Genomic DNA, 24,024 nt, shown 5'->3' on the forward strand with positions numbered 1-24,024 from the left:
GGGGGCCCGGCTCCCCGTCGTGGGCGGGGCGGCGACCACCCGATGACGCTCAGGCGGGCGGTGGCGGAGACACTCCGCGCCGTCCGCCCGGCGCGATGCCGTGCACCATCACGGCTCACCGCGTTGTCGGGGACGCCGGTCCACCGCGGCGGGCGAGGGCGGGCTCACTCCTCGTCGGAGGGGGCGGGGGAGTCGGACGGGCGCAGCCGCTCCCACAGCAGGAAGGCGGCCCCGATGACCAGCATCCCGATGCCCGTCCACAGGTTGATGCGGATGCCCTCCGCCTTCTGGATCTCCTGGGCGCTGTCGAACAGCCCGGTGACCGCGAGGATCAGTCCGTACGCCAGGAACAGGCCGCCGATCACGCGGCGGATGTCGAAGAGCCGTTGCGGGGCCGCCATGGGAACCTCCTACAGGAAGGGCAGGTAGAACGCCGCGGCGAGGGCCACCGCCCCGGCGCCGAGGATCACGGGGGAGCGGTACCACGCGCGGTCTCCCGCCAGCGCGTCGTCGGCGACGGACGCGTCGCTGAGGCCGTACACGAGCCCGCGCAGTTCGCTCTCCGGCTTGGGGGTGGTGACGAGCGTGACCACGACGGAGACGATCGCGTCGACCACGAAGGCGATGCCGGCGCCCCAGAAGCTCGCGTTCAGTTCGGTGCCGAAGTCGACCACGCCCGCCTTGTAGAGCATGTACGAGCCGAAGGCGCACACGGTGCCGCTCAGCAGGCCCCAGAAGCCCGCCCAGGCGGTCATCCTGCGCCAGAACAGACCGATGATGAACGTCGCGAAAAGCGGGGCGTTGAAGAACGAGAACAGCGACTGAAGGTAGTTCATGATGTTCCCGAACCCGGCGGCGATGAAGGCGGTGCCGATTCCGGCGACGACGCCGACGACGGTGGAGATGCGGCCGAGCCGCACGTACCACTCGTCGGGGTGGTCGCCGTTGATGTGCGCCTTCCAGATGTCCTGGGTGAAGACCGTGTTGAAGCCGCTGATGTTGGCGGCCATGCCGGCCATGAACGAGGCGAGCAGGCCTGTCACCGCGACGCCGAGCACGCCGTTGGGCAGGAACTCGTCCATGAGCAGCGGGATCGCCTCGTTGTACGTCGGTCCGCCGTCCTTGCCGAGGTCGCCGAACAGCACGACCGCGACGAGACCGGGGATCACGGTGACGATCGGGATCACGAGCTTCGGGTAGGCCGCGATGATCGGGGTCAGCCGGGCCGCGGTGGTGTTGCGGGCCGACAGCGCGCGCTGCACCTCGGCGAAGTTCGTGGTCCAGTAGCCGAAGGACAGCACGAAGCCGAGGCCGAACACCAGGCCGATCCAGTTGGCGTTGAGCGGGTTGCCGGTGCCCGCGGTGTGCGCCCAGGTGTGCAGGCCGCCCTCGCCGAGCACGCTCTGCTTGACCTTCTCGCCGAGGCCGGAGAAGCCGCCGACCCGGGTCAGGCCGATGATCACCACGGGCACGAGCCCGGCGACGATCACGAAGAACTGCATGACCTCGTTGTAGATCGCCGAGGACAGGCCGCCGAGGGTGATGTACGCCAGCACGATCGCGGCCGACACGAGGATGGACAGCCACAGCGGCCAGCCGAGCATGGCGTCCATGATGAGCGCCAGCGCGTACAGGTTGATGCCGGCGATGAGGATCTGCGCGACGGCGAAGGTCCCTGCGTTGAGCAACTGGGTCGCGCCGTTGAAGCGGCGGCGCATGAACTCCGGGACGCTGTGCACCTTGGACCGGTAGTAGAACGGCATCATCACCAGGCCGAGGAACACCATGGCCGGGACCGCGCCGATCCAGTAGTAGTGCAGGGTCATCGCGCCGTACTGCGCGCCGTTCGCCGCCATGCCGAGGACTTCGGTGGCGCCGAGGTTGGCGGACATGAAGGCCAGGCCGGTGATCCAGGCGGGGAGCGCGCGGCCCGAGAGGAAGAAGTCCAGACTCGTCCGTACGGTCCGCCTGGCGGCGAAGCCGATTCCAAGGACCACGAGGAAGTACAGGGCGAGGATCGCGTAATCCAGGACGTTGACGTCGAGCCGCAGATCCTGTGCGGCCATTAATTGGGCATCAGGCACGCAACGCCAGCTACCCCCGCGCCCCCTCGTTTCACCAACCAGGCCGGGCTATACTCAATCGTGACAAAACCCGAGGTCACGGGCGTGTCACGCGCGGTTTGGGGCGCGCTCCCGGAGGCCAGGAGCGCGCCATCCGACGCCGATCGGCCCGTGCGGGGAGGGTCAGGACCAGACGGCGGCGACGGGCTCCGCGAGGGTGGCGGCCTGGTCGAGCCCCGCCCTGAACGCCGGTCCCCACAGGCGGGGGTCGAGGACGTTCTCGCCGAACACCGCGACCGACGCCGTGTCGGGGTGGACGACGTACGAGGTCGCCGGGCCCGCCTTCGCCATCTCGGCGTCGAGGACGGCCCGGGGAGTGAGGTTGCCGAGCGGTTCGAGCACCACGAGGGCGCGGGCGCCCGCCGCGAGGTCGGCGTTGGTCGCCGAGCGGACCCCGCCGTCCACGTACCTGCGGCCGTTGATCTCCACGGGCGGGAAGACCATGGGCACGGCGCAACTCGACGCGACGGCGAGCACCAGCGGCGCGCCCGAGGAGCGGTCCCACACGACGAACTCGCCGGTGGCCGCGTCGACGCTGGTGATGAGCAGGTCGCGCTCCGGCCACTCCTTCACGGGCAGTCGCGCGCCGACCGCGGCGAGCCGTTCCGCCGCGTGGTCCACGTTGGCCCCCAGGGCCATCTGGCCGACCCTGCGCCTGGCCTCCCGAGGGTCCAGGTCCGGGTCGGCCATGACGGCGAACGCCCGCATGACCTCGTTCAGGTCGACGGCGGGGGGCGGGCCGGTGTCGGCCTTGACCTGGTGGGCGACGGCCTCCTCCAGGTCGGCGCCCGTGGCCACGAGCGTGCCGACGACCGAGCCGGCCGAGGTGCCGATGATCCGGTCCGCCGTCCCGAGGTCGACGCCGAGGCGGCGCAGGCCGGTGACGATCCCCGCCTCCCACGCGATGCCCGCGACTCCTCCGCCGCCGAGCACGAGAGCAGTAGTCATGCCCAGAATTATGTTCCACGGAGCCGGATGATCCGGCCGCGATCGAGCCTGTGGCGATTTTGTCTGGACGCCAAACTATTGACGACACTGCGTGGATTGTGTGAATCTTCGTTCCAGATTTTCCATGCACGTGGGAGAAGGACGGTCAGGGTCCCCGCCTGGTCGTGCATGGCCGGTTGTCCGTGCTCGGAGGGAAACCGTCCATGCGAAGATTCGCATCCATGCTCGTGGTCGCCGCCGTGGCCCTGGTCACGGCCGTGATCAGAATGTCCCCGGTGTCGGCCGTCGCCACCGACCCCTACACGTTCAAGAACGTGCAGATCGCCGGGGGCGGCTTCGTCCCCGGCATCGTGTTCAGCCAGGCCCAGAAGGACCTGATCTACGCCCGCACCGACATCGGCGGCGCCTACCGGTGGAACCAGTCGTCCCAGACCTGGACGCCGCTGCTCGACTGGGTCGGCTGGTCCAACTGGGGTTACAACGGCGTCGCCAGCATCGCAGCCGACCCGGTGGACGCCAACAAGGTGTACGCCGCGGTGGGTATGTACACCAACAGCTGGGATCCCAACAACGGCGCGATCCTGCGCTCGTCCAACAAGGGCGACACCTGGCAGGTGTCCCCGCTGCCGTTCAAGCTGGGCGGGAACATGCCGGGCCGCGGCATGGGCGAGCGCCTCGCCGTGGACCCGAACAAGAACAGCGTCCTCTACTTCGGCGCGCCCAGCGGCAACGGCCTGTGGCGGAGCACCGACTCCGGCGCGACCTGGGCCAAGGTGACCAACTTCCCCAACGTCGGCAACTACGTCGCCAGCCCAGGAGACGCGTACAACGGTGACATCCAGGGCGTCGTCTGGGTGACCTTCGACAAGCGGACCGGCACGTCGGGCAACGCCACCCAGACCATCTACGTCGGCGTGGCGGACAAGAACAACACCGTCTACCGCACCACCAACGGCGGCACCTCGTGGGAGCGGGTCGCCGGGCAGCCCACCGGCTACATCGCGCACAAGGGCGTGCTCGACACGGCGAACGGCTACCTCTACATCGCCACCAGCGACACCGGCGGCCCCTACGACGGCGGCAAGGGCGACGTGTGGCGCTACGCCACCGCCACCGGCGCCTGGACCCAGATCAGCCCGATCCCGTCCAGCAGCGGCGACGACTACTTCGGCTACAGCGGCCTGACCATCGACAGGCAGAACCCGAAGACGATCATGGTCGCCACCCAGGTCTCCTGGTGGCCCGACGCGATCTTCTTCAGGAGCACCGACAGCGGCGCGACCTGGACCCGCATCTGGGACTGGACGTCCTACCCGAACCGTAGCTTCCGCTACAAGATGGACATCTCCGCCGCGCCTTGGCTGACGTTCGGGACCAACCCCCAGCCGCCGGAGGTCACGCCCAAGCTCGGCTGGATGAACGAGTCGGTGGAGATCGACCCGTTCGACTCCGACCGGATGATGTACGGCACCGGCGCGACGATCTACGGCACCACCGACCTCACGAAGTGGGACTCCGGCGGCCAGTTCACCATCAAGCCGATGGTGAAGGGCCTGGAGGAGACCGCCGTACTCGACCTGATCAGCCCGCCGAGCGGAGCGCCGCTGATCAGCGGGCTGGGTGACATCGGCGGCTTCCGGCACACCAACCTCGACGCCGTGCCGTCCATGATGTTCACCCAGCCCGTCTTCACCACGACCACCTCGCTCGACTACGCGGAGACGAACCCGAGCGTGATGGTGCGGGCCGGTGACTTCACCGACTCCGACCGGCCGAACGACAGCCACGTCGCCTTCTCCACCGACGGCGGGGCCAACTGGTTCCAGGGCACGGAGCCGGGCGGGGTGAACAAGGGCGGCACGGTCGCCGCGGCGGCGGACGGCAGCCGGTTCGTGTGGTCGCCGGGAGACCCCGGCCAGCAGGTCGTCTACTCCGTCGGTTACGGCAACAGCTGGAGCGCCTCCAGCGGCGTCCCCGCCAACGCGATCGTCGAGTCCGACCGGGTCAACGCGCAGAAGTTCTACGCCTACTCCGGCGGCAGGTTCTACGTCAGCACCAACGGCGGCGCGAGCTTCAGCGCGACCGTGGCGACCGGCCTGCCGACCACCGACGTCCACTTCAAGGCGCTGCCCGGCAAGGAGGGCGACATCTGGCTCGCCGGGGACGGCGGCCTGTGGCACTCGACCAACTCGGGCGCCTCGTTCACCAAGCTGTCGAACGTCAGCGACTCGATCAACGTCGGTTTCGGTAAGGCGGCGCCCGGCAAGACGTACCAGGCCCTCTACCTCATGGGCACGGTGGACGGCGTCCAGGGCCTGTTCCGGTCCGACGACACCGGCGCGAACTGGGTGCGCATCAACGACGACCAGCACCAGTACGGCAACGCCGGCGAGGCCCTGACCGGCGACCCGCGGATCTACGGCCGGGTCTATCTCGGCACCAACGGCCGGGGTGTCATCTACGGCGACCGCAACGGCGGGACCTCGCCGTCCCCCTCGCCGTCGGCGTCCCCGTCCGCCTCTCCGTCCGCGTCTCCGTCGGCGTCGCCCAGCGCGTCTCCCTCGGCGAGCCCGAGCCCGAGCCCGAGCCCGTCGCCTTCGCCTTCGCCTTCGCCGAGCCCGAGTCCGTCTCCCTCGCCTTCGCCCAGCCCGTCGGGCGGCGGCGGCAAGGCATGCTCGGCGACGTACAAGATCGTGAACCAGTGGCCGGGCGGCTTCCAGGGCGAGGTCTCGGTGAAGAACACCGGCACCATCACGACCAGCGGCTGGAGCGTCAAGTGGGCCTTCGCGAACGGCCAGGCGGTCACCCAGGTCTGGAACGGCACGCTCGACCAGTCCGGGCCGAACGTCACCGTCACGAACGTGAGCTACAACGGCTCGATCGGCGCCGGGGCGTCCATGGTGTTCGGGTTCCAGGCGACCTGGAACGGCACCAACGCCGTTCCCGCGCCGGTGACCTGCACCGCCTCCTGAGATAGCACGACAGCGGCCGTACGGACGCGCCACCTCGGCGGCGCGTCCGTACGGCATCTTCCCTCTCTCTGCGACAATGGCTTCGCTCTCCGCCGGGGTCCCGTCCCGTCCTCCGATTCATGACGCGGACACCAGGAGGTCAACGTAAAGTAACGGTTCATGTGCAGCGAGTCACGTGCGTATGTGGACGAGTCCATGCGTCTCGAAGAGGGTCTTTACGTGCTGGCCGCTGTCGCCGTCCCTGTCGATCGTGCCGCTGAATACCGCACGGTTCTGCGTGGCCTCCTGCTGACCAAGCAGCCGCGGCTCCACTGGCGAGACGAAGGCCAGAAGCGGCGCCTGGCGATCGCGCGTGCCGTCGCGGCGCTGGCGCCGACCTTGAGCATCGTGATCGGCGCCGGGCTCCTGCCTGCGAAACAGAGGCGCGCTCGGCGTAAGTGTCTGGAGCGGCTGCTGTGGCAATTGGCGTCCAATGACATACGGCACGTGGTCATGGAACGTAGGAACGCCGCAGGCGACAAAGAGGACCTTGACCTGGTCAACGCCCTTCGCGCTCGGCAAGCGCTACCGCACGACATGCATGTTCAGTGGGGCGATCCTCTCGCCGAAGAACTCCTCTGGCTGCCCGATGTGGTCGCGGGAATAGTCGCCAGAGCGGAGGCGGGGGATGACTCCTTGTGGCGTCTGCTGTGCGGCGAGCGCATGGCCGAGCGCGTGATCTGCGAATGATCGCGCATAACCGGGAATGATCCCGAGGACGCGAAGCCCGGGTTCCCGTCAATTCCGGCGGTAAGCCCGGGCTCACTTCCTCTCCCCCTCGCAGGGGGCGGCATCTGGAAGCATACCTGGGAAGACGGCTCCGCGCATCACCGTAAGTGACGTTCGCATGACCTGACGCAATGATCGAACCATCCGCGAGCGCCCCGGCCGTTCTCAGCGCGAAATTCGCGTGCGCCCCGAGGGCGGCCGGGTGTTGCATGAATCCGGTGATCGACGAACCGCTGGAACGGCTGCGCGCCGCCGCCCGGCGCACGCGTGAACTCGCCCTCAAGCGGGCGGGCACCGGCCTGGGCCACGAGGACGCCGACGCCGACGCCGACGACGACGTCGGCACGATCGGCACGGACGGCGCCCTCGGATTCGACCCGTTTCCCGTGCTCGAAGCCCTCCACCGCCATGGCGTCCGGGCCGTGGTGATCGGGCAGGTCGCCGGCATCATGCACGGATCCGCCGAGCTGACCGGCGATCTGGATCTGCTCTGGGACGGCGAACCGGTCCACGCCCCGGCCCTGGCGGCCGCCTTCACGTCCGTCAACGCCCGGCTCTCCGGCGAGACGGGCACCCCCATGGCGACTCATCCGGATGCTCTGCTCCGCCCCAAAGTGCAGTTCACCGCGCCCGGAGCGAGCGGCGACTGCTGCACCCCCGCGCTCCCTTGGGGCGACCTGCGGCTCCGGGAGATCCTCGACAGGGCGGTCACGGCACACGGCCCGGGCGGCCTGGAAGTCCACTACGTGTCCCGGGAGGACCTCATCCGGATGCGGCGGGCCATGGGCCGTCCCAAGGACCTCCGGCGAGCAGCCGAGCTCGACGGTTTCGCGTGAGCGAGGTGAGACAGCATGACTGATCACGCCGGTCGTCCGCTGCTCTTCCTCGACGTCGACGGACCGCTTCTTCCCTTCGGCGAGGATCCGCAACGCGCAGCGCCGGGTGCTTCACCAGGCTCGCGCCTGGCGCTGCTCACCTCCGAGGTGGGGAGCCGGCTGGCAGCGCTGCGCTGCGAACTCGTCTGGGCGACCACCTGGGAAGAGGAGGCGAATGCCGAGATAGCGCCCCGGATCGGGTTGCCACGGCTGCCTGTGGTGAGCTGGCCGGAGCCGACCGACCACCACACACGTGAGGACCAGTGGTTCGGGCTCTGCTGGAAAGACCGGACCCTGGTGAACTGGGCGGGCGGACGCCCGTTCGCCTGGGTAGACGACGAGATCACCGACGCCGACAGGGACTGGGTCTCCGCGCGCCATAGCGGTCGGGCTCTCCTTCGCCGCGTGGAGTCATACAGGGGGCTCACCGACGAAGACTTCGCAGCCCTCGATCGATGGCTTCGAGACTTGCGAATCGCCCGGGATGCGTTCGTTCCACCTGTCCGCGCCCGGCCCCGAAACCAGGGCCGGAAAAGGGTTGGGCTGGGGAGGCACGCAGGTGATCTATTGGAGCGGTGACGGCACTGTCGGATGAGTGGGGCGGGGCGGGATGGGACAGCCAGGCGCGGTTGGTCCGGGGGCGATGGGTGGAACGCCGTCCCAGGAGGCCGGAGGTGGCTGCGCGGCTGCTCATGGAGACCCGCCTTATGCCGTGGCTCGCGCAGCGGCTGCCGCTGCCCGTCCCGATCCCTCATGTCCTGCGGCAGGAGCCCTTGGTCGTACGGCACGAGATGGTCGCAGGTGAGCCGCTCGGGACTTTCGAAGCCACGGGCGGCCGGACGCTGGGCGCGTTCCTGCGCGCCCTGCACGCGGTAGATCCCGCGGAAGCCGCACGGCGCGGTGCGCCGCCGCCGCGGGACGTGCTGAGGGAGCGGGCGGCGACGGTGAAGGACTTCGGCACCCGCGTCATACCGCTCCTGCCGGACGATCGGCGAGACGTCGCTTCGACGTTGCTGGACGCCGTGGCCGCGCTGCCCGCCCACGCTCTGGTCCATGGCGACCTGGGGCCCGAGCATGTGCTGATGCTGGACGGCGCGGTGAGCGGCGTCATCGACTTCAGCGACGCGCACGTCGGTGACCCGGCGCTCGACCTGGCATGGGCGCTCCACTGCGCCTCGCCGGCGTTCGCCCGGGCCGTGGCGGCGGAGTACGGTGCCGCCCCGGAGCTCGCAGAACGGGCACTGCTGTGGCACCGGCTCGGCCCGTGGCACGAGGTCACGCACGGCCTCGACACCGGCGACCCGGACACGGTGCGCAGCGGTCTGGAGGGCGTCCTCGCCCGCCTCCCGGCCTGAGCAGGCGGGCCGTGGGCACTCGCGCGCCTTGGGATGGTGCGACCGGTGGGAAAAGGCCCTACGGATGTGACGTTCGACTGGTATCTCCGTACGACCGTTCGCGTAGCCTTTCTGGGGCGGGCCGTCGGGCCGCGCCTGGACAGGGGTGACTGCGCGATGGCGATCGGGGTTTACGTCGCGGCCGGCGACGCGAGGAGCAGCAAGGGCGCGATCGCCCTCGGCATGATCGAACTGCTGACCCGCCAGGTGGGCACGGTGGGGGTGTTCCGCCCGGTCGTCCGGTCAGGCCGCGAGGACAGCCTCGTCAACGCCGCGCGCAGCCGTTTCGCGATCAACCTGCCCTACGCGATGTGCACGGGCGTCACCTACGAGGAGGTGCACGCCGACGAGGAGCGCGCGGCCGGGGAGATCCTGGCCCGCTACCGGGCGCTCGCCGGGCGGTGCGACGCCGTCGTAGTGATCGGCACCGACTACACCGACGTGGGCGCCCCCACCGAGTTCGTGTTCAACGCCGAACTCGCCGCCAACCTCGGCACGCCGGTGATGAACGTGGTGACCGGGCTCGACCGCACCTCGGACGAGATCGCCGCGGCCGTCGAGATGTCGCGCAAGGAGCTGGCCGAGCGGCACGTCACCGAGCTGGCCACCGTCGTCACCCGGGTCGCGCCCGACCTGGTGGACGAGGTCGCGGCCCGCGTGCCCGCGTACGTCCTGCCGGAGGTGCGGCGCCTGTCCGCGCCCACGGTCAGCGACCTCATGGCCGCCTGCGACGGCGAGCTGTTCATGGGCGACGCCGACCAGCTCGGCCGGGAGACGGGCGGGCTGATGATCGGCGCGATGTCGCTGCCGAACATCCTGGAGCGCCTCACCGAGGGCCTGGCGGTCGTCGTCCCCGCCGACCGGGCCGCCGCGCTGGTGCCGGGGCTGCTGGCCGCGCACAAGGCCCCCACGTTCCCGGCCCTGTCGGCGATCATCCTCAACGGCGGTCTTGAGCTGCCCGACGCGGTCGTCCGCCTGCTCGAGGGCATGGACATCCGGCTGCCGATCATCACGACCGGCGGCGGCACGTTCGAGACCGCGACCAAGCTGTCGAGGGCGGAGGGCCGGTTCAGCCCGGACGCCAAGGGCAAGATCGACACCGCGCTCGGGGTCTTCGCCGAGCACGTCGACGCGGGGGCGCTGCTGCGCAGCCTGCGGGTCACCAAGGCCGCCGCGATCACGCCGCTCATGTTCGAGTACGACCTGCTTGACCGGGCCCGCGCCGACCGCAGGCACATCGTGCTGCCGGAGGGCGCAGAGCCGAGGATCCTGCGCGCGGCCGACAGCCTGCTGCGCCGGGGCGTCGCCGAGCTGACCCTGCTGGGCGACGAGCGCGAGATCCGGCTGGCGGCGGCCACGATGGGCCTGGCCGTCGACGACGCCCGCGTGGTCAGCCCGTTCGACCCGGAGCTGCGCGAGCTGTTCGCCGAAGAGTACGCCCGGCTGCGCGCGCACAAGGGCGTGACCGTCGGGCAGGCCCGCGACATCGTCAGCGACGTCTCCTACTTCGGCACGATGATGGTCCATCTCGGGCTGGCGGACGGCATGGTCTCGGGCGCCGCCCACACCACCGCCCACACGATCAGGCCGTCGTTCGAGGTGATCAAGACCTCGCCGGGCGTCGGCGTCGTGTCCAGCGTCTTCTTCATGTGCCTGGCCGACCGCGTGCTCGTCTACGGCGACTGCGCCGTCGTGCCCGACCCCACGGCCGCCCAGCTCGCCGACATCGCGATCTCCTCGGCCGCCACGGCCGCGAGGTTCGGGGTCGAGCCGCGTGTGGCCATGCTGTCGTACTCGACCGGTGAGTCCGGCGCGGGGCCCGAGGTGGACAAGGTGCGCGAGGCCACCGCGCGGGTCCGCGAGCTGCGGCCGGACCTGCCGGTCGAGGGACCCATCCAGTACGACGCGGCGGCCGAGCCGAGCGTGGCGCGGACCAAGATGCCCGGCAGCGCGGTGGCGGGGCGGGCGACGGTGTTCGTGGTGCCCGACCTCAACACGGGCAACAACCTCTACAAGGCCGTGCAGCGCAGCGCGGGCGCGGTCGCGATCGGGCCGGTCCTGCAGGGGCTGCGCAAGCCGGTCAACGACCTGTCCCGCGGCGCGACCGTGGGCGACATCGTGAACACGGTCGCGATCACGGCCATCCAGGCGCAGGCGCGGGAAGACGGACAGTGAGCGCGCGGGCGCGGGAGGAGTCGTAGTGAGCGGCCAGGTCCTCGTACTGAACACGGGGTCGTCGTCCATCAAGTACCGCCTCATCGACATGGGGACGCGCCGGGCGGTGGCCGGCGGGCTGGTCGAGCGCATCGGCGAGGACGAGAGCGTGCTCATCCACGACGGCGTGCGGACCGAGCGCCGCGTGGCCGACCACGAGGAGGGGCTGAAGGCGGTGCTCGCGGCCTTCGCCGACTACGGGCCGCCGCTCGACGGCGTGACGGCCGTGGGCCACCGGGTCGTGCACGGCGGCAGCCGGTTCGTCACGCCCGTGGTGATCGACGACGCGGTCGAGCTGGCCATCCAGGAGATGGCGCCCCTGGCGCCGCTGCACAACCCGGCCAACCTGGAGGGCATCCGGGTCGCCCGGCGGGCCTTCCCGACGCTGCCGCACGTCGCCGTCTTCGACACCGCCTTCCACAGCACGATCCCGCCGCACGCGCACACCTACGCCGTCCCCCGGGAGTGGACCCGCGAGCTCGGCGTGCGCCGCTACGGCTTCCACGGCACGTCCACGGCGTACGTCTCCCGCCGGGCGGCCGCTCTGCTTGGCCGGCCGTACGACGAGGTGAACTCGATCGTGCTCCACCTCGGCAACGGCGCGAGCGCGACGGCGGTGCGGGCCGGGCGCAGCGTGGACACCTCGATGGGCATCACCCCGCTCGCCGGGCTGGTGATGGGCACCAGGTCAGGGGACGTCGACCCCGCTCTCGGCGCCTATCTCGGCCGGGTCGCGGGCATGGACCTCGCCGGCGTCGACGCGGCGCTGAACAAGCGGAGCGGCCTGCTCGGCATGTGCGGGGTCAACGACATGCGCGAGGTCTGGCGGCTGGCCGACGCGGGGGACGCGGACGCGAGGCTCGCCCTCGATGTGTACGGCTACCGCATCCGCGCTTACATCGGCGCCTACTACGCGGCGCTCGGCCACGTGGACGCACTCGTCTTCACCGGCGGCGTGGGGCAGAACAGCCCCCGTGTCCGCGCGCTGGCGACGGCCGGGCTCACCCGGCTCGGCATCGGGGTCGACCCCGTCCGCAACGAGGCGGAGTCGGCGGAGGCGCGGGTGGTCTCCCCGGAGGGCGCCGAGGTGACGGTGCTGGTGGTGCCCACCGACGAGGAGCTGGAGATCGCCGAGCAGACCGCCGCGTGCCTCGGCGACGCGTGAACGCCCAGAGCGCCGTCTGCGTCCTCACCTGGCTATTGTGGGCACCGAATGGGGGTGAGCCGTGTGGCGACGGCTGAGGACAGTCGTTTCGGCGGAGAGCGCAGGGCATCCGGCCCGCGGGGCCTGCTCGACCGGATCCGTGCGACTCCGGCGGGCCGGCTGACGCTGCGGATCGTCATCGGGGTGATCGGCACCGCGCTCGTCATCACCGGCCTGATCATGGTGCCCTTCCCGGGGCCCGGCTGGCTGGTGGTCTTCGCCGGGCTCGCCGTGCTGGCGACCGAGTTCACTTGGGCGTCCAGGCTCCTGGAGTTCGCCAAGGACAAGGTCAGGGCGGCGACCGACTGGCTCAAGCGGCAGAACTGGTTCGTCCGCATCGTCGCGAGCGCGCTCACCCTGCTCTGCGCGGGCGCCATCGTCTGGGTGTCGGTCCGGCTGACGCTCGGCGTCGACCTGATCCAGGAGGCCCGCGAACTGCTGAGCTGACCGTCAGGCGGGTGACCGTCAGGCGAGTGCCAGCCTGCGGATCGCCAGTTCGGTCAGCAGCGTCGCGCCGTCGGACAGGATGGCGTCGTCGAACTCCGCCTCGGCCGAGTGGTTGGCCGGGGCCGTGGCGGCGTCCCGGCCGGGCGGGCAGGCGCCGACCACGAGGAACGCCCCTGGCACCCGCTCCAGCACGTACGAGAAGTCCTCGGAGCCGGTCGCCGGGGTGGGCAGCGGGAAGTAGCGGTCCTCGCCGAGGGCCTCCCGCACCGTGCGGGCGGCGAACTCCGCCTCGGCGTCGTCGTTCACCGTGACGGGATAGCCGAGGCCGAACGCGCAGTCGACGGTGAGTCCGTGCGCCTCCCCGATGCCGCGGGCGAGCCGGACCAGGCCCTCCCTGATGCGGTCGCGCGAGCCGGCCGAGAACGTGCGCACGGTGGCTTCGAAGACGGCCTCGTCCGGGATCACGTTGTCGGTGGTGCCGGAGTGGAAGCTGCCGACGGTCACCACGACGGGGTCGAACACGTCGTACCCGCGGGTGACGTGGGTCTGCAGGGCCGTCACGATCTCGCAGGCCGCGGGGATCGGGTCGAGGGCGCGGTGCGGGGACGACCCGTGGCCGCCCCTGCCGCGCACGGTCACGGTCAGCGTGTCGCACGCGGCCAGCACGGGCCCGCCCCTGGTCAGGAACAGCCCGCGCGGGATCGTCGTCGAGAAGACGTGCATGCCGTACGCCGCGACGGCCCTCGCGCCCGCGGCGTCGAGCACGCCCTCCTCGATCATCAGCCGGGCGCCCTCCTGGCCCTCCTCGCCGGGCTGGAACATCAGCACCACGTCTCCGGCGAGGTCGGCGCGCCGCTCGCTGAGCAGGCGGGCGGCTCCCACCAGCATGGCGGTGTGCAGGTCGTGGCCGCAGGCGTGCATGCGGCCGTCGAAGCGCGACCGGTAGGACACGCCGGTCTTCTCGTGCACCGGCAGCGCGTCCATGTCGGCGCGCAGCAGCACGGCGGGGCCCGGGCGGCCGCCGCGCAGCACGGCGGTCACCGACGACAGGCGCTCGCCGGTGGCGATCTCCAGGGGGAGGCCGTCGAGCGCTGCGAGCACCTTCTCCTGCGTGCGGGGCAGGTCGAGGCCGATCTCGGGCTCCCGGTGCAGCGCGCGGCGCAACTCGACGAGGTCGTCCTGGAGGGTCATGGTCCACCTTCGCCGCGAGGTCGGGAGGCCGGGAGGTTCAGAGGTAGAGGCCGGTGCCGTGATCGGTCTGCTGCGTCGCCACGGCGTGCAGGTCGCGCTCGCGCAGCACCAGGTAGAGCTGGCCCTGGACCTCCACCTCGTACTGGTCGTCGGGGTTGAACAGGACCTTGTCGCCGGGCTTGACCGACCTGGCGTTGGCGCCGGCGCCGCTGACCTCGCCCCAGACGAGCCGGTTGGCCATCTTGACCGTGGCCGGGATGACGATGCCCGCGCTGCTGCGCCGTTCCTCAAGCTCCCGCTCGACCTTGACCATCACGCGATCATGGAGCATCTGGATCTCGAACTTCGGGTCAGCCACGTTCGAAGTGTACGCGGAGCGGCCCCGGGCGCCGTCATCGGGAGTTTCGGCGGCGGCGCCGTCTCAGCGGCGGCCCATGGCCAGGTCGTAGCCCGTGCCCGAGCGGCGGAAGACGCGGCCCTTGCCCCACTCCAGCACCTCGAACCGCACGCGGACGGTGTTGGAGGCGACGCCCGTCAGGTCGGCCATCATCTTCTCGGACAGGTCCACGATCGCCGGGACGGCGTGCTGGGCCACGGCCCACTCGGCCGGGCCGAAGTCGTCCACGACGCCGATCGCGCTCTTCCCCTTGTGGGTGATCCGCACCTTGGTGCCGAGCGGCCAGTAGGGGCTGGCGAGCGTCCGGTAGCGCATCGGCTTGCCGGACGCCGTCTGGGCGTCCCAGAAGGACGTCGCGGTGGCGACGCCGGAGGGCAGGGACTTGGCCTTCTTCATGTCCTTGTACGCCGTGCGCAGCGCCGCGTGGAACGCCTCGACTAGGGAGGCGAGGTCAGGGGAGGCGGACTCGGCAGGGGCCGGACGACCGGCGGGCGCCTCAGGGGAGAGAGGTGCGGAGGAGAGCGGTGCGGAGGAGAGCGTCGCTGAGGGAGCCGGCGGGACCGCGGAGGCCTGTGCGGAGGTGCTCGCGCCGGTGACGAGCGTGGTGGCGGCCAGCGCCATGGTGATCGCCTGACGGGCTCGTTTCTGCATGGGCTTCCTTTCATCTCACTCGCGCAGGGCGCCCTGCGGGGGAGCGGGGCCCGGGTCGGCGAGGAGTCCTGGCTGGCGGGGCGTCCTTACGCGCCCGCGGGGGACGGGCGCGCGATGCCCGGCTGGGGCTGGGGATGCTCCCGATGCCGGAGGGGACGCGATGCTTCGTACGGACGTAGGGGACGACTGGGAATAAAAGCGATGTGAGGCACGAGTATATGAAAAGAGGGAGTAAAGCGGACAAACTACGGCAAACAGGAGGTAGATCGTCCTTGACGGAAGGCTCCTGAAAGCGCTCTCATGGCACGATCGGTCAAAGCGGAGGCAAGGAGGCGGCATGACGCTCGAGGGCTTCACGTGGGTGAACGAGCCCGCGGAATGGGCGCCCACCGGGGACGGCCTGCGGGCCGTCGCGGGCGCCCAGACCGACCTGTGGCAGCGGACGCACTACGGCTACTCCTACGACACCGCGCACATGTTCGGCCGCCAGGTCGCCGGTGACGCCCGGCTGACCGTGACGTTCGAGGCCGGCTACGCCGAGCAGTACGACCAGGCCGGGGCGGTGCTGCGGATCGACGAGGAGAACTGGATCAAGGCGGGAGTCGAGTTCGTCGACGGCGGCCACCAGCTCAGCGTCGTCGTCACCCGGGGCTTCTCCGACTGGTCCGTCACGCCCGCCCCCGGCGGCCTCGTCTCGGCGACCTTCGACCTCGAACGGGCCGGCGACTCCGTGACCGTCCGCTACGGCGCGAACGGCGCGGAGCCCGAGCACCTGCTGCGCCTGGCCTACTTCCCGCCCGGAGCGCCCGCCCTCGCCGGGGTGATGTGCGCCGCCCCGGTGGGCAAGGGCTTCGAGACCCGCTTCACCCGCGTGTCGCTGACTTCGGATCGTGTCTGACCCTGGCCGCATGCCAGCCCTACCGGGACGAGATCTTCCTGATCGTCAATGAAACTGGCGAGAACGTCGTGGTCACCTGGAGCGGTGGCGTGTACGCCTGACTTCCTCCCGGCGGATCCATCGAGAAGATTCCGCCGCCAAACCGCTGCCGGGTCACTCCACTGCCCGACGACCGGTTCACGGCGACGACCGAGACCGGAAAGCGCTACACCTACGGGCGGCCCATGTGCCCCGGAGAGACGTGGCACATCCGCAAGCCTCTTCCATCCTGAAATTTCAGCTCACAGCCGGTGAGCCCAGCGATCGTCATGGCCTGGTCGCGCCGACGGCAAGCAGTTCGTTACCTCTTGCGATGCTGGAGTCATGACCGATCTCGAGCCCGTGGATCCGGAGTTACTCGCTGGGTTCGCCGCGAAGATTGATCCGTTCATGCAGGGCGTCCTCGTCAGCGGGGATGTGGAGCAGATACGCGGCTTCCTCCTCGAAGCAGCGTGGAACTGTACGGAGCGGCCGTACTTCGAGCAAATGTGGGGGGTAGGCGGGCTCTACCGAGGCCTCCGGCTGAGTTGCTGCGCTTCCGGTGACATAGTCACCCGAGGTAGTCTGTCGGTGACGCCGGGAACCGCGGGTTCCTGGAAGCCGTGAGGCCAGGTGACCTGGGGCATGACCGGGAGCCTGGCCTGGCGCGTTTCAGGGTTCGGATCAGAGCACCCTCACGGGGAAGTCGATCACCCTGTCGCCGAGAATCTCCCGGTAGCGAGGGTCGCCCAGCTTCTCGGCGCGGACGGCGCCGGCCACGATGTCGGCGACCCACAGCAGGGCCTCGCCCGCGCCGGGCAGATGATCGACACGGAAGCGGGTGCCCTTGGGCAGGGTGTATCGAGCGTGCTTCACAGTGGTGACGTCTCGAGTGTTGAGCGTTGGCTGGCGGGCCTCCATGAACAGTTGCTCGACTCCGAACCCGTGCAGCTCGAGCACCAGCTGGTGAAGGCAGTAGGCGCGGGCGCGCTCTTGTCTGCGCTGGTGGACGGGGGACCCAACCGCAACGACATGCAACCCCTCGATCTCGGCCACCGTGTAGGCCAGCTCCAACCGCTCCTTGTCATCGCGGGCGACCCAGTGCAGCTTGGCCGGGGCGTGCCGGGCCTGCGCCTGCAGCATCTGCGCACGGGCCGACTCCTGCGCGGAAGTAGGAATGATCACGGCAGCGATGATGTAGAAGCCGGTCGTGTCGTGCTCCTGGAAGGACTCATCCGCCCAAGCGACGCTCGCCCTCACGCGGCATCGTCCCCCGGGGACCTCCTCGGGATCAGGCCCGTAGCCGCCTTGTAGTCGGCGCTAGCCAGGAACGCCGCGTGGCAGACCCCGATTACCACCCGCGGCATCTTCACCATCGGCTCCCAGCCGCGGTTGCCGTGCAACAGGTCCGTGCCATGCAACTGCGCCGGCGGGACACCACGTACGCCTTCCCGGCCCCGGCCACGACCTCGCCCAGGGTGCGCGTCAGGGAGATCGCCTGGACGTGCGAGACCAGCAGCGCAACCAAGGAGTAACGGTCGCGGGTGTAGCTCTCGTTCACGTACGCCAACAGCACGTCACACAGCGTGACAGAATGCCGACGGCCTCGGGCGGAATCCAGCGGTCACTCGGCGAACACACCTCGGCGTGATCTGGGATGAAACGGCCACGATCACTGCGAACCGGACTGGGATTGCGGACCACCCGGATCCGGTGACGCGGCCGTCGACGACCTCGAACGAGGCCACGGTCGTGACAACGCCGCCATGCTCGGCCACCAGGCCCGGCACCCCGTTGACCGAGCGCTCCAGGAGTTCGAGCCCCGGAGTCTTGCCGACGATGGCGACCATGTACTGGGCGATGCGCGCGCCGCCCTCGATCGGGTGCAGGACCGTGCCGACCGTGCCGCCGCCGTCGGCGGTCATCACTCGCCCCGGCCGTCTGGCACGCGTCCGGATTCCTCGTCCTCGCCTCCGTCCAGGTCGTACTCGGCATCGCACACGTACCGTCGGTCCATCTTCCCCCTGTGGGTCCTGATGTTCGGGCTGAGCGTGCTGGCGTTGGCGCGGCGCTGAAGTCCGATACGGGGCACAGTGGGATCAGCCGGAAGGCGCGGCGGAGGGCAGGACCAGCTCGGCGAAGATCGCCCGGTGGTCGGTCGCGGGCAGCCGGTGGACGCCGAACCCGCGGACGGCGACGCGCGGGTCCACCAGGATGTGGTCGATCGTGACGGGCGGCACCGGCAGGCCCCCGAAGTCCGACGACCTCCGGTAAGGCCAGGTGCCGGCCAGGCCGTTGCCGGTCGCGTCGGCCGCGTCCCGGTAGCCCGCGTCGAGCAGGCGGCGCACCCTGGCGTGGTCGAGCGTCGCGTTGAAGTCCCCGGACAGGATCCGCACCCGCTCGCCGGGGCCCGGCAGCGCGGCGAGCGACCTCGACCAGCATCTGAACCGGAACGCGTAGCGCGGCGCGCACGGGTGCACGGACACGACGGCGACGGGCCCCGCGCCGGGGACCTCGACGATGCCCGCCGCCTGCCTGCGGCCGTCGAAGGCCTGGAGGTCCTCCGGCCGGATGGGGAACCGGGTGAACAGCCCGGAACCGCTCGAACCCTCCTGGGCCCGGTCGTCCGCGTACGGCAGGAACGTGGCCAGGCCGGCCGCGCGCAGGCCGTCCGAGGCCCGCGGGGTCAGTTCCTGCAGCGTCAGGACGTCGGGGCGCAGCCGCCGCACCAGATCCACCAGCGCGGCGGGCGGCACGGAGCCGTAGAGCAGGTTGACCGACAGGACCCGCAGGGCCGGGCCGGCGTCGCCGGCCGCCCGCACGCCGGGGCCGGCCGAGGCGCTCGGGGACCCGTCGGACAGCGCGCGCGGCAGCACGCAGGCCGCCAGCGTCACGGTGACCGCCAGCCCCGCCGCCAGCGCCGCCCGCCGCCGCACGAGCAGCGCGACCAGCGGCGCGACGACCGAGGCGAGGGCGACGTACGGCGTGAAGGCGACCAGTTGCACCCACCGGAAGTGGACGTCGCCGGGCACCAGCCGCAGCAGCGCCCACAGCGCGAAAGGGGCGACCGCCGGCCACGCGAGCAGCCCGCGCCAGATTCCCGGGCGGCCCACCCAGCCCGCCGTCAGTCTCGCCATCATCGGACTCCCTCGTGAGAGATCCACCGTACGACGGAATGCACGTGCATTCCGGGGCTCCACGCCGGTCGGGGGCAGGCCGTACAGTCTCCGGCATGGATGTCGAAGCGAGAGTCCTGGACGCCCTCGACGAGGCGGGGACCGTGAACCTGCTGGCCGATCTGGTCCGGGTGCCGAGCGTCACGGGCACCGACGCGGAGTCGGACCTGCAGGACAGGTGCGCCCGCATGCTCACCGAATGGGACCTCGACGTCGACATGTGGAAGCTCGACCTCGACGACCTGCGCTCGCGCGAGGGGTTCCCCGGCACGGAGGCGGAGCGCGCCGAGGGATACGGCGTCGTCGGTGTCACCGAGGGCGAGGGCACGCCCGCGCTGATCCTCCAGGGACACGCGGACGTCGTGCCGATCGGCGACCCCGGCAAGTGGGAGGGGCAGGACCCCTTCGGCGCCCGCGTCACCGCGACCACCCTGTTCGGCAGGGGCGCCTGCGACATGAAGGCCGGCCTCGCCGCCAACCTCGCCGTCGTGCGGGCGCTGCGCACGGCCGGCGTACGGCTGGCGCGGCCCCTGGCGGTGCACTGCGTGGTCAGCGAGGAGGACGGCGGGCTCGGCGCGTTCGCCACCCTGGTCAGGGGCCACACCGGGGAGGCGGCCGTGATCACCGAGCCGACGAGCGGCAGGCTGATCACCGCCAACGCCGGTGCGCTGACCTTCCGCCTGGAGGTCGCCGGCCGGGCCGCGCACGGCGCCACCCGCTACGAGGGGGTCAACGCCGTCGAGGTGTTCATGCCGGTGCTCCAGGCCGTCCGGCGGCTCGAAGGCGAGCGCAACGCCGCCCCCGGCCCGCTCTTCGAGGGCAACCCGATGCCGTACCCGATCGAGATCGGCACCGTGCGGGCGGGCGACTGGGCGAGCACCGTGCCCGACCTGCTCGTGGCCGAGGGGCGGCTCGGCGTGCGGCTCGGCGAGGACCCGGCCGACGCCCGCGCCGCGCTGGAGAACGCACTCGCCGGGCTCGACGACCCCTGGCTGCGGGACAACCCGGTGCGCGTCACCTGGCCGGGCGGGCAGTTCGCCAGCGGACGTCTGCCCGAGGGGCACCCGCTGGCGGAGGAGGCGGCCCGGGCCGTGGCCGACGTGACCGGCGCCCGGCCGGGCCGCGCCGCCGCGCCGTACGGGAGCGACCTGCGCCTCTACGCGGCGGCGGGCGTGCCGACCCTGCACTACGGCCCCGGCGACGTCCGCTTCGCCCACGCCCCGCGCGAGCAGGTCGATCTGCGGGAGGTCCGCGATGTCACCCGGGCCCTGGCCCTGCTCGTCCTGCGCCGCTGCGGCGTCCGCTGAGACCGCTGAGGCGTCCCCTTGAGGAGCGTCAGCAGTCGGCGGTGACCGAGGCGATCTCGTTGAGCGGGAACTCCAGGTAGTCGCCGGCCTCCTCGCACCAGGCGTCCAGTACGCCGCTGCGCAGTTCGCCGTGGCTGACCGTCGCGGTGACCCCGTCGGCCAGCGTGATCATCGCGCGGACGTCGCGGTCCACGACGAAGCCCAGCAGCGACTGCTGCGCCACGGGGAGCCTGGTCGCCATGCGCCCGATGACGGCCCACGTCTGGCGGGGCTGCGCCGCGGCGGCCACCGGCCCGCCGCTGACCAGCAGCCGCCGGGCGTGCTCGCGCGGGTCAGGCGGGGGCTCCAGCAGCGGGCCTGGGGGTTCGAGCTCGGCCACCCGCCCGCCGGGCAGGAGGATCAGCCGGCCGCCCTGCGGCTCGCGCCGGATGGTGATCTCCCCGGTGTCGTCCACCGGCACCGGGGCGTAGCCCGCCTCCCTGAGGGCCGCCAGCGTCGTCGTGGCGGGAGCCGCGCCGGCGAGCACGGTCGGCGCCAGCAGCCGTAGGCCCAGCTTGGCCAGTTTCCGGTGCGCGGCGATCTCGGCGAGCAGCGCGGGGTCCGAGCCCTGCACGATGCAGCCGACCGACGACACCGTGACCTCGCCGTGCCGCCGCGCCACGTCCCTGATCAGGTAGGTCAGCGGCTGGGGGAGCGTGCCCGCCTCCGACAGGTCGGCGACGAGCGTGTCGGCCGTGTCCCCGCCGTCCAGGGCCCGCCGTACGCTCGCGGGGCTGAACCGCCACACCGACGCCGCGCCCTGCGACTCGCGGTCGGCGGCGCGGTCCAGGAGCGCGGCGAGCTCGACCGACGGCGGGCCGGTCACCACCGCGGTGAGGTCGGCGCCGAACAGGGCCGTGCGCCGCGCGCTCGCCATGGCGTGCGTGGTGGCCTTCGCCAGCGCGGGGTCGTGCTCGATCTCGGGCACGCACTCGCGGCTCTCGTCCCCGGCCGCGCCCGACAGCGGGGCGAGCGCCCGGCCGAGGCCGGTGAGCGCGTCGCAGGCCACGAGCCCGAGCAGGCGGGCCTCCTCCAGCACGGCCGCCGCGCAGCCGTCCAGCAGTTCTGGGTCGAGCAGGGGGGCGCGCCAGCGCACCCGCTGCACCAGCTCGGGCAGTGTCGCGAAGCCCCTGTCCTCGGGGATCTCGGCGAGCGCGGCGAACAGTGCCCACCGGATCCTGGCGATCGTCTCGCCTGCCGGGTCGTCGCCGAGCGCGGCGGGGTGGCGGCCCTCCACCCGCCGCAGCGACGAGCGCTCCATGCGCCACCACGCGGCCAGCAGGACGCGCAGCCGCATGGGCGCCTCCTCCAGCCGCCAGGCGTCGTACCGGCCCGCTGGGATGAGCCCGCCGGCCTCCTCGTGGATCGCGATCAGCCGGGCGACCGCGCAGATCTCCAGCAGCAGCCGGATCTCGTCCTCCGTGCAGCCGGTCTCCCTGGCCAGCCGCTTGACCTCCCGCACCCCGACCCCGCCGTTCTTGAGCAACGGCAGCGGCGCCTTGTCGAGGTTCTCAAGCAGCGCCGTGGCCCGGTCGAGCACGTGCGGCGCGGCCAGGGACATCGCGTGCTCGGCGGCGTCGGGGTCCACCGCCTTCGTGGCGAGGTCGGGGGGATAGGGCGTGAAAGGCCCGCGGTAGTCGGGGCCGCGCAGCGCCAGCGCGACCTCGCGGGGCATCTCGGCCAGGTCCCACTGGCTGCGGAAGAGCAGGCCGCGGTCGAGGGCCCACTTCTCCGGCGTCCCCGGCGTGACGAAGCGGTTGCCGTCCACGCTGCGGACCGGGCCGTCCCACGCGAAGTCGTCGAGCATGCCGAGCGTGCCGTCGGGGGCGTCGTCGAGCAGCGTCCCGAGGCGCTCGCAGTCGCCGAGCAGCGCGGTGATCCTGGCGACCACCTGCCGCCTGCCGCCGCTGGAGGGCAGGTCGAGCACGTGGCACATCCGGCGCAGCGCCTCCGTGCTGAGCTTCCAGGAGTCGAGGTACGCGCCGAGCGGCTCGCCCAGGCCGCAGGGCGCGGTCCACCAGCGGGCGACGGCCTCGGTCACCGTGATCCTGCCGTCGCGGCAGGGCCAGGCGACGGCGTGCTCGTAGAGGTGGTCGAGCCAGGGGATCACCGCGGAGGTGCTCACGCCCAGGAAGCGGGCCAGCTCGTCCTCCGTCGGACGGCCGCCCATGACCAGGCACGCCTGCAGGAGTTCCAGCGGAGGGAGGGGGAGGCCGCGCATGACCTCCATGACGGCGAACGTGTCGGTGAGCCGCTGGGCCAGGGCGTCAAGGCGCCGGGGCCACGGCGCGGCGATCGCGTCCGGCCTGTTGGCCAGCACGCGGGCCAGCCTGTCTTCGTCGAGTCCGGTGAGCCAGCCGATTAGGTGATCGTCCATCGCGGGTCTCTCGGGAGTCCAAGGAAGCCACCGTAGTGCGGTTCGGAGTCTCGGCGGCGTCCGTGGGCGGACAGGGAGCGCAAAGTCACGGATCCCGAGATCACGATATTTCTCCGCCGATCGTTGGGGAACGAGCACGCCGCCGGGCCGGCACGGCCCGATCTCAGCACATCATCGCCTGTCCGGCCCGCATTCGGGGGGTGTTCCGGGGAATCCGGGCCGCCGCCCGGAGGACGCCCCCCTGCAGTCCGGGCTGCAGGGGGGCGCCCTCCGGCCGGTGGCCCGTGATCGGGGACAGGAAGATCTGGCGATCGGGTTAGGTTTTCCGGCAGCGCCGACGGGAGAACGGCCGTCCCCTCGCGGAGGCGGGGCGGGATCCCGGCGAAGCGCGTGGCCCCGCCGTCCGCCCGCCGGGCGGTGCTCAGGCCGCCAGTACGGCCCACACCGCCTTGCCCTGCGGGACGAGCGGGCACCATCCCCATCGCACGCTCAGTGACTCCACGATGTGCAGTCCGAGGCCGCCCGGCTCGAAGGGGCTGGGGTCCCGCAGCACCGGCGCGCACGTCCCGGGGTCGGTGACCGCGCAGGTCACGTGGGCGCCACGCCGGATCAGAGACAGCCGCATGGCCTCCCGCGCGCGGCTGTCGGCGAGCGTCATGCCGTGCCGCAGGGCGTTGGTGACCAGTTCCGAGACGACCAGTTCCATCCCGTCGAGCAGGTCCGCAAGGCGCCAGCCCGCGAGCGTCCCCGCGGCGAACGCGCGCGCCGAGTGGACCGACTCCGCGCGGGGCGACAGGACGTAGGTGGCGCTGGCTGAGGCAGACCCGGCGTCGAAGAGATCGCGGGCGGGTTCCGGCCACCAGCCGTTCGGCGGCCACCAATCGAGCGCCGACCACTGGTTCTGGCCACGAGTCAGGTTCGTGGACTGCACGAGATCATGATGAGGGACACTCCTGTGCATGTGCAAGAGCGAATGCACGTGCAAGCGTCTTGTGCACGCGCTACGGTTACCCCCGACACCACTG

General features: G+C 71.4%; 23 protein-coding genes. 11 read left to right on the forward strand and 12 right to left on the reverse strand.

What is annotated here, in order from left to right; genetic code table 11:
* Positions 1-164: 164 nt before the first annotated feature.
* The 3 genes from HHX31_RS01960 to HHX31_RS01970 form a co-directional block, all read right to left on the reverse strand.
* Entirely contained in the window at positions 165-401 is a 237-nt protein-coding gene (locus tag HHX31_RS01960; protein ID WP_169944447.1) for a hypothetical protein, read from the reverse strand.
* Between the two features lie 9 nt (positions 402-410).
* Entirely contained in the window at positions 411-2,066 is a 1,656-nt protein-coding gene (locus HHX31_RS01965) for a sodium:solute symporter family protein (protein WP_169944449.1), read from the reverse strand.
* 180 nt (positions 2,067-2,246) lie between these two features.
* Positions 2,247-3,071 (reverse strand): patatin-like phospholipase family protein, encoded by an 825-nt coding sequence (locus HHX31_RS01970; RefSeq protein WP_169944451.1) that lies wholly within the window; start codon positions 3,069-3,071, stop codon positions 2,247-2,249.
* Positions 3,072-3,274: 203 nt separating this feature from the next.
* On the opposite strand from HHX31_RS01970, the gene HHX31_RS01975 reads away from it, so the two are divergent.
* The 8 genes from HHX31_RS01975 to HHX31_RS02010 all read left to right on the forward strand — a co-directional run bounded on the left by HHX31_RS01975 (position 3,275) and on the right by HHX31_RS02010 (position 12,945).
* Entirely contained in the window at positions 3,275-6,043 is a 2,769-nt protein-coding gene (locus HHX31_RS01975) for a cellulose binding domain-containing protein (RefSeq protein WP_169944453.1), read from the forward strand.
* A 159-nt stretch (positions 6,044-6,202) separates the two neighbouring features.
* Positions 6,203-6,772 carry a hypothetical protein gene (locus HHX31_RS01980; protein ID WP_211589152.1) on the forward strand — a complete coding sequence of 190 codons (570 nt, stop codon included), beginning with the start codon at positions 6,203-6,205 and terminating at the stop codon, positions 6,770-6,772.
* 248 nt (positions 6,773-7,020) lie between these two features.
* Positions 7,021-7,647, forward strand: a complete 627-nt coding sequence (locus HHX31_RS01985; protein ID WP_169944457.1) for a hypothetical protein — start codon at positions 7,021-7,023, stop codon at positions 7,645-7,647.
* Between the two features lie 15 nt (positions 7,648-7,662).
* Positions 7,663-8,265 (forward strand): HAD domain-containing protein, encoded by a 603-nt coding sequence (locus HHX31_RS01990; RefSeq protein ID WP_169944459.1) that lies wholly within the window; start codon positions 7,663-7,665, stop codon positions 8,263-8,265.
* Positions 8,266-8,270: 5 nt separating this feature from the next.
* Positions 8,271-9,041, forward strand: coding sequence for a phosphotransferase (locus HHX31_RS01995; RefSeq protein WP_169945522.1), 771 nt, complete (start codon positions 8,271-8,273; stop codon positions 9,039-9,041).
* Between the two features lie 156 nt (positions 9,042-9,197).
* Positions 9,198-11,255: a phosphate acetyltransferase gene (gene pta / locus HHX31_RS02000; protein ID WP_169944461.1), complete on the forward strand. Its 2,058-nt coding sequence runs from the start codon at positions 9,198-9,200 to the stop codon at positions 11,253-11,255.
* A gap of 25 nt (positions 11,256-11,280) precedes the next feature.
* Complete coding sequence (locus tag HHX31_RS02005; RefSeq protein WP_169944463.1) at positions 11,281-12,459, forward strand: acetate/propionate family kinase; 1,179 nt, start codon at positions 11,281-11,283, stop codon at positions 12,457-12,459.
* A gap of 63 nt (positions 12,460-12,522) precedes the next feature.
* Entirely contained in the window at positions 12,523-12,945 is a 423-nt protein-coding gene (locus tag HHX31_RS02010; protein ID WP_311931178.1) for a TIGR02611 family protein, read from the forward strand.
* A gap of 18 nt (positions 12,946-12,963) precedes the next feature.
* On the opposite strand, the gene HHX31_RS02015 is transcribed toward HHX31_RS02010, so the two are convergent.
* The 3 genes from HHX31_RS02015 to HHX31_RS02025 all read right to left on the reverse strand — a co-directional run bounded on the left by HHX31_RS02015 (position 12,964) and on the right by HHX31_RS02025 (position 15,184).
* Positions 12,964-14,136, reverse strand: a complete 1,173-nt coding sequence (locus HHX31_RS02015; RefSeq protein WP_169944466.1) for a M20 family metallopeptidase — start codon at positions 14,134-14,136, stop codon at positions 12,964-12,966.
* A 37-nt stretch (positions 14,137-14,173) separates the two neighbouring features.
* Entirely contained in the window at positions 14,174-14,494 is a 321-nt protein-coding gene (locus HHX31_RS02020; protein WP_169944468.1) for a co-chaperone GroES, read from the reverse strand.
* Positions 14,495-14,557: 63 nt separating this feature from the next.
* Entirely contained in the window at positions 14,558-15,184 is a 627-nt protein-coding gene (locus HHX31_RS02025) for a hypothetical protein (RefSeq protein WP_169944469.1), read from the reverse strand.
* A gap of 337 nt (positions 15,185-15,521) precedes the next feature.
* Here HHX31_RS02025 and HHX31_RS02030 point away from each other — a divergent pair, with 337 nt between their 5' ends.
* Complete coding sequence (locus HHX31_RS02030) at positions 15,522-16,082, forward strand: DUF1349 domain-containing protein (RefSeq protein WP_169944471.1); 561 nt, start codon at positions 15,522-15,524, stop codon at positions 16,080-16,082.
* A 363-nt stretch (positions 16,083-16,445) separates the two neighbouring features.
* Positions 16,446-16,727, forward strand: coding sequence for a hypothetical protein (locus HHX31_RS02035; RefSeq protein WP_169944473.1), 282 nt, complete (start codon positions 16,446-16,448; stop codon positions 16,725-16,727).
* A gap of 57 nt (positions 16,728-16,784) precedes the next feature.
* Here HHX31_RS02035 and HHX31_RS02040 read toward each other — a convergent pair whose 3' ends face one another.
* From HHX31_RS02040 to HHX31_RS02055, 4 genes are all read right to left on the reverse strand, one after another.
* Positions 16,785-17,285 carry a hypothetical protein gene (locus tag HHX31_RS02040; RefSeq protein WP_311931182.1) on the reverse strand — a complete coding sequence of 167 codons (501 nt, stop codon included), beginning with the start codon at positions 17,283-17,285 and terminating at the stop codon, positions 16,785-16,787.
* A gap of 184 nt (positions 17,286-17,469) precedes the next feature.
* Positions 17,470-17,676, reverse strand: a complete 207-nt coding sequence (locus tag HHX31_RS02045) for a hypothetical protein (protein WP_169944474.1) — start codon at positions 17,674-17,676, stop codon at positions 17,470-17,472.
* 1 nt (position 17,677) lies between these two features.
* Positions 17,678-18,025, reverse strand: a complete 348-nt coding sequence (locus HHX31_RS02050) for a hypothetical protein (RefSeq protein ID WP_211589154.1) — start codon at positions 18,023-18,025, stop codon at positions 17,678-17,680.
* 174 nt (positions 18,026-18,199) lie between these two features.
* Positions 18,200-19,240: an endonuclease/exonuclease/phosphatase family protein gene (locus tag HHX31_RS02055; RefSeq protein WP_211589155.1), complete on the reverse strand. Its 1,041-nt coding sequence runs from the start codon at positions 19,238-19,240 to the stop codon at positions 18,200-18,202.
* Positions 19,241-19,332: 92 nt separating this feature from the next.
* Here HHX31_RS02055 and HHX31_RS02060 point away from each other — a divergent pair, with 92 nt between their 5' ends.
* Positions 19,333-20,583, forward strand: a complete 1,251-nt coding sequence (locus tag HHX31_RS02060; protein ID WP_169944476.1) for an ArgE/DapE family deacylase — start codon at positions 19,333-19,335, stop codon at positions 20,581-20,583.
* Between the two features lie 28 nt (positions 20,584-20,611).
* On the opposite strand, the gene HHX31_RS02065 is transcribed toward HHX31_RS02060, so the two are convergent.
* Positions 20,612-22,999: a helicase-associated domain-containing protein gene (locus HHX31_RS02065; protein WP_169944477.1), complete on the reverse strand. Its 2,388-nt coding sequence runs from the start codon at positions 22,997-22,999 to the stop codon at positions 20,612-20,614.
* A 421-nt stretch (positions 23,000-23,420) separates the two neighbouring features.
* Positions 23,421-23,930 carry an ATP-binding protein gene (locus HHX31_RS02070; protein ID WP_311931187.1) on the reverse strand — a complete coding sequence of 170 codons (510 nt, stop codon included), beginning with the start codon at positions 23,928-23,930 and terminating at the stop codon, positions 23,421-23,423.
* Positions 23,931-24,024: the final 94 nt, after the last annotated feature.

The organism is Microbispora sp. H11081 (assembly GCF_012999535.1).
In the GTDB taxonomy this organism is placed as follows: domain Bacteria; phylum Actinomycetota; class Actinomycetes; order Streptosporangiales; family Streptosporangiaceae; genus Microbispora.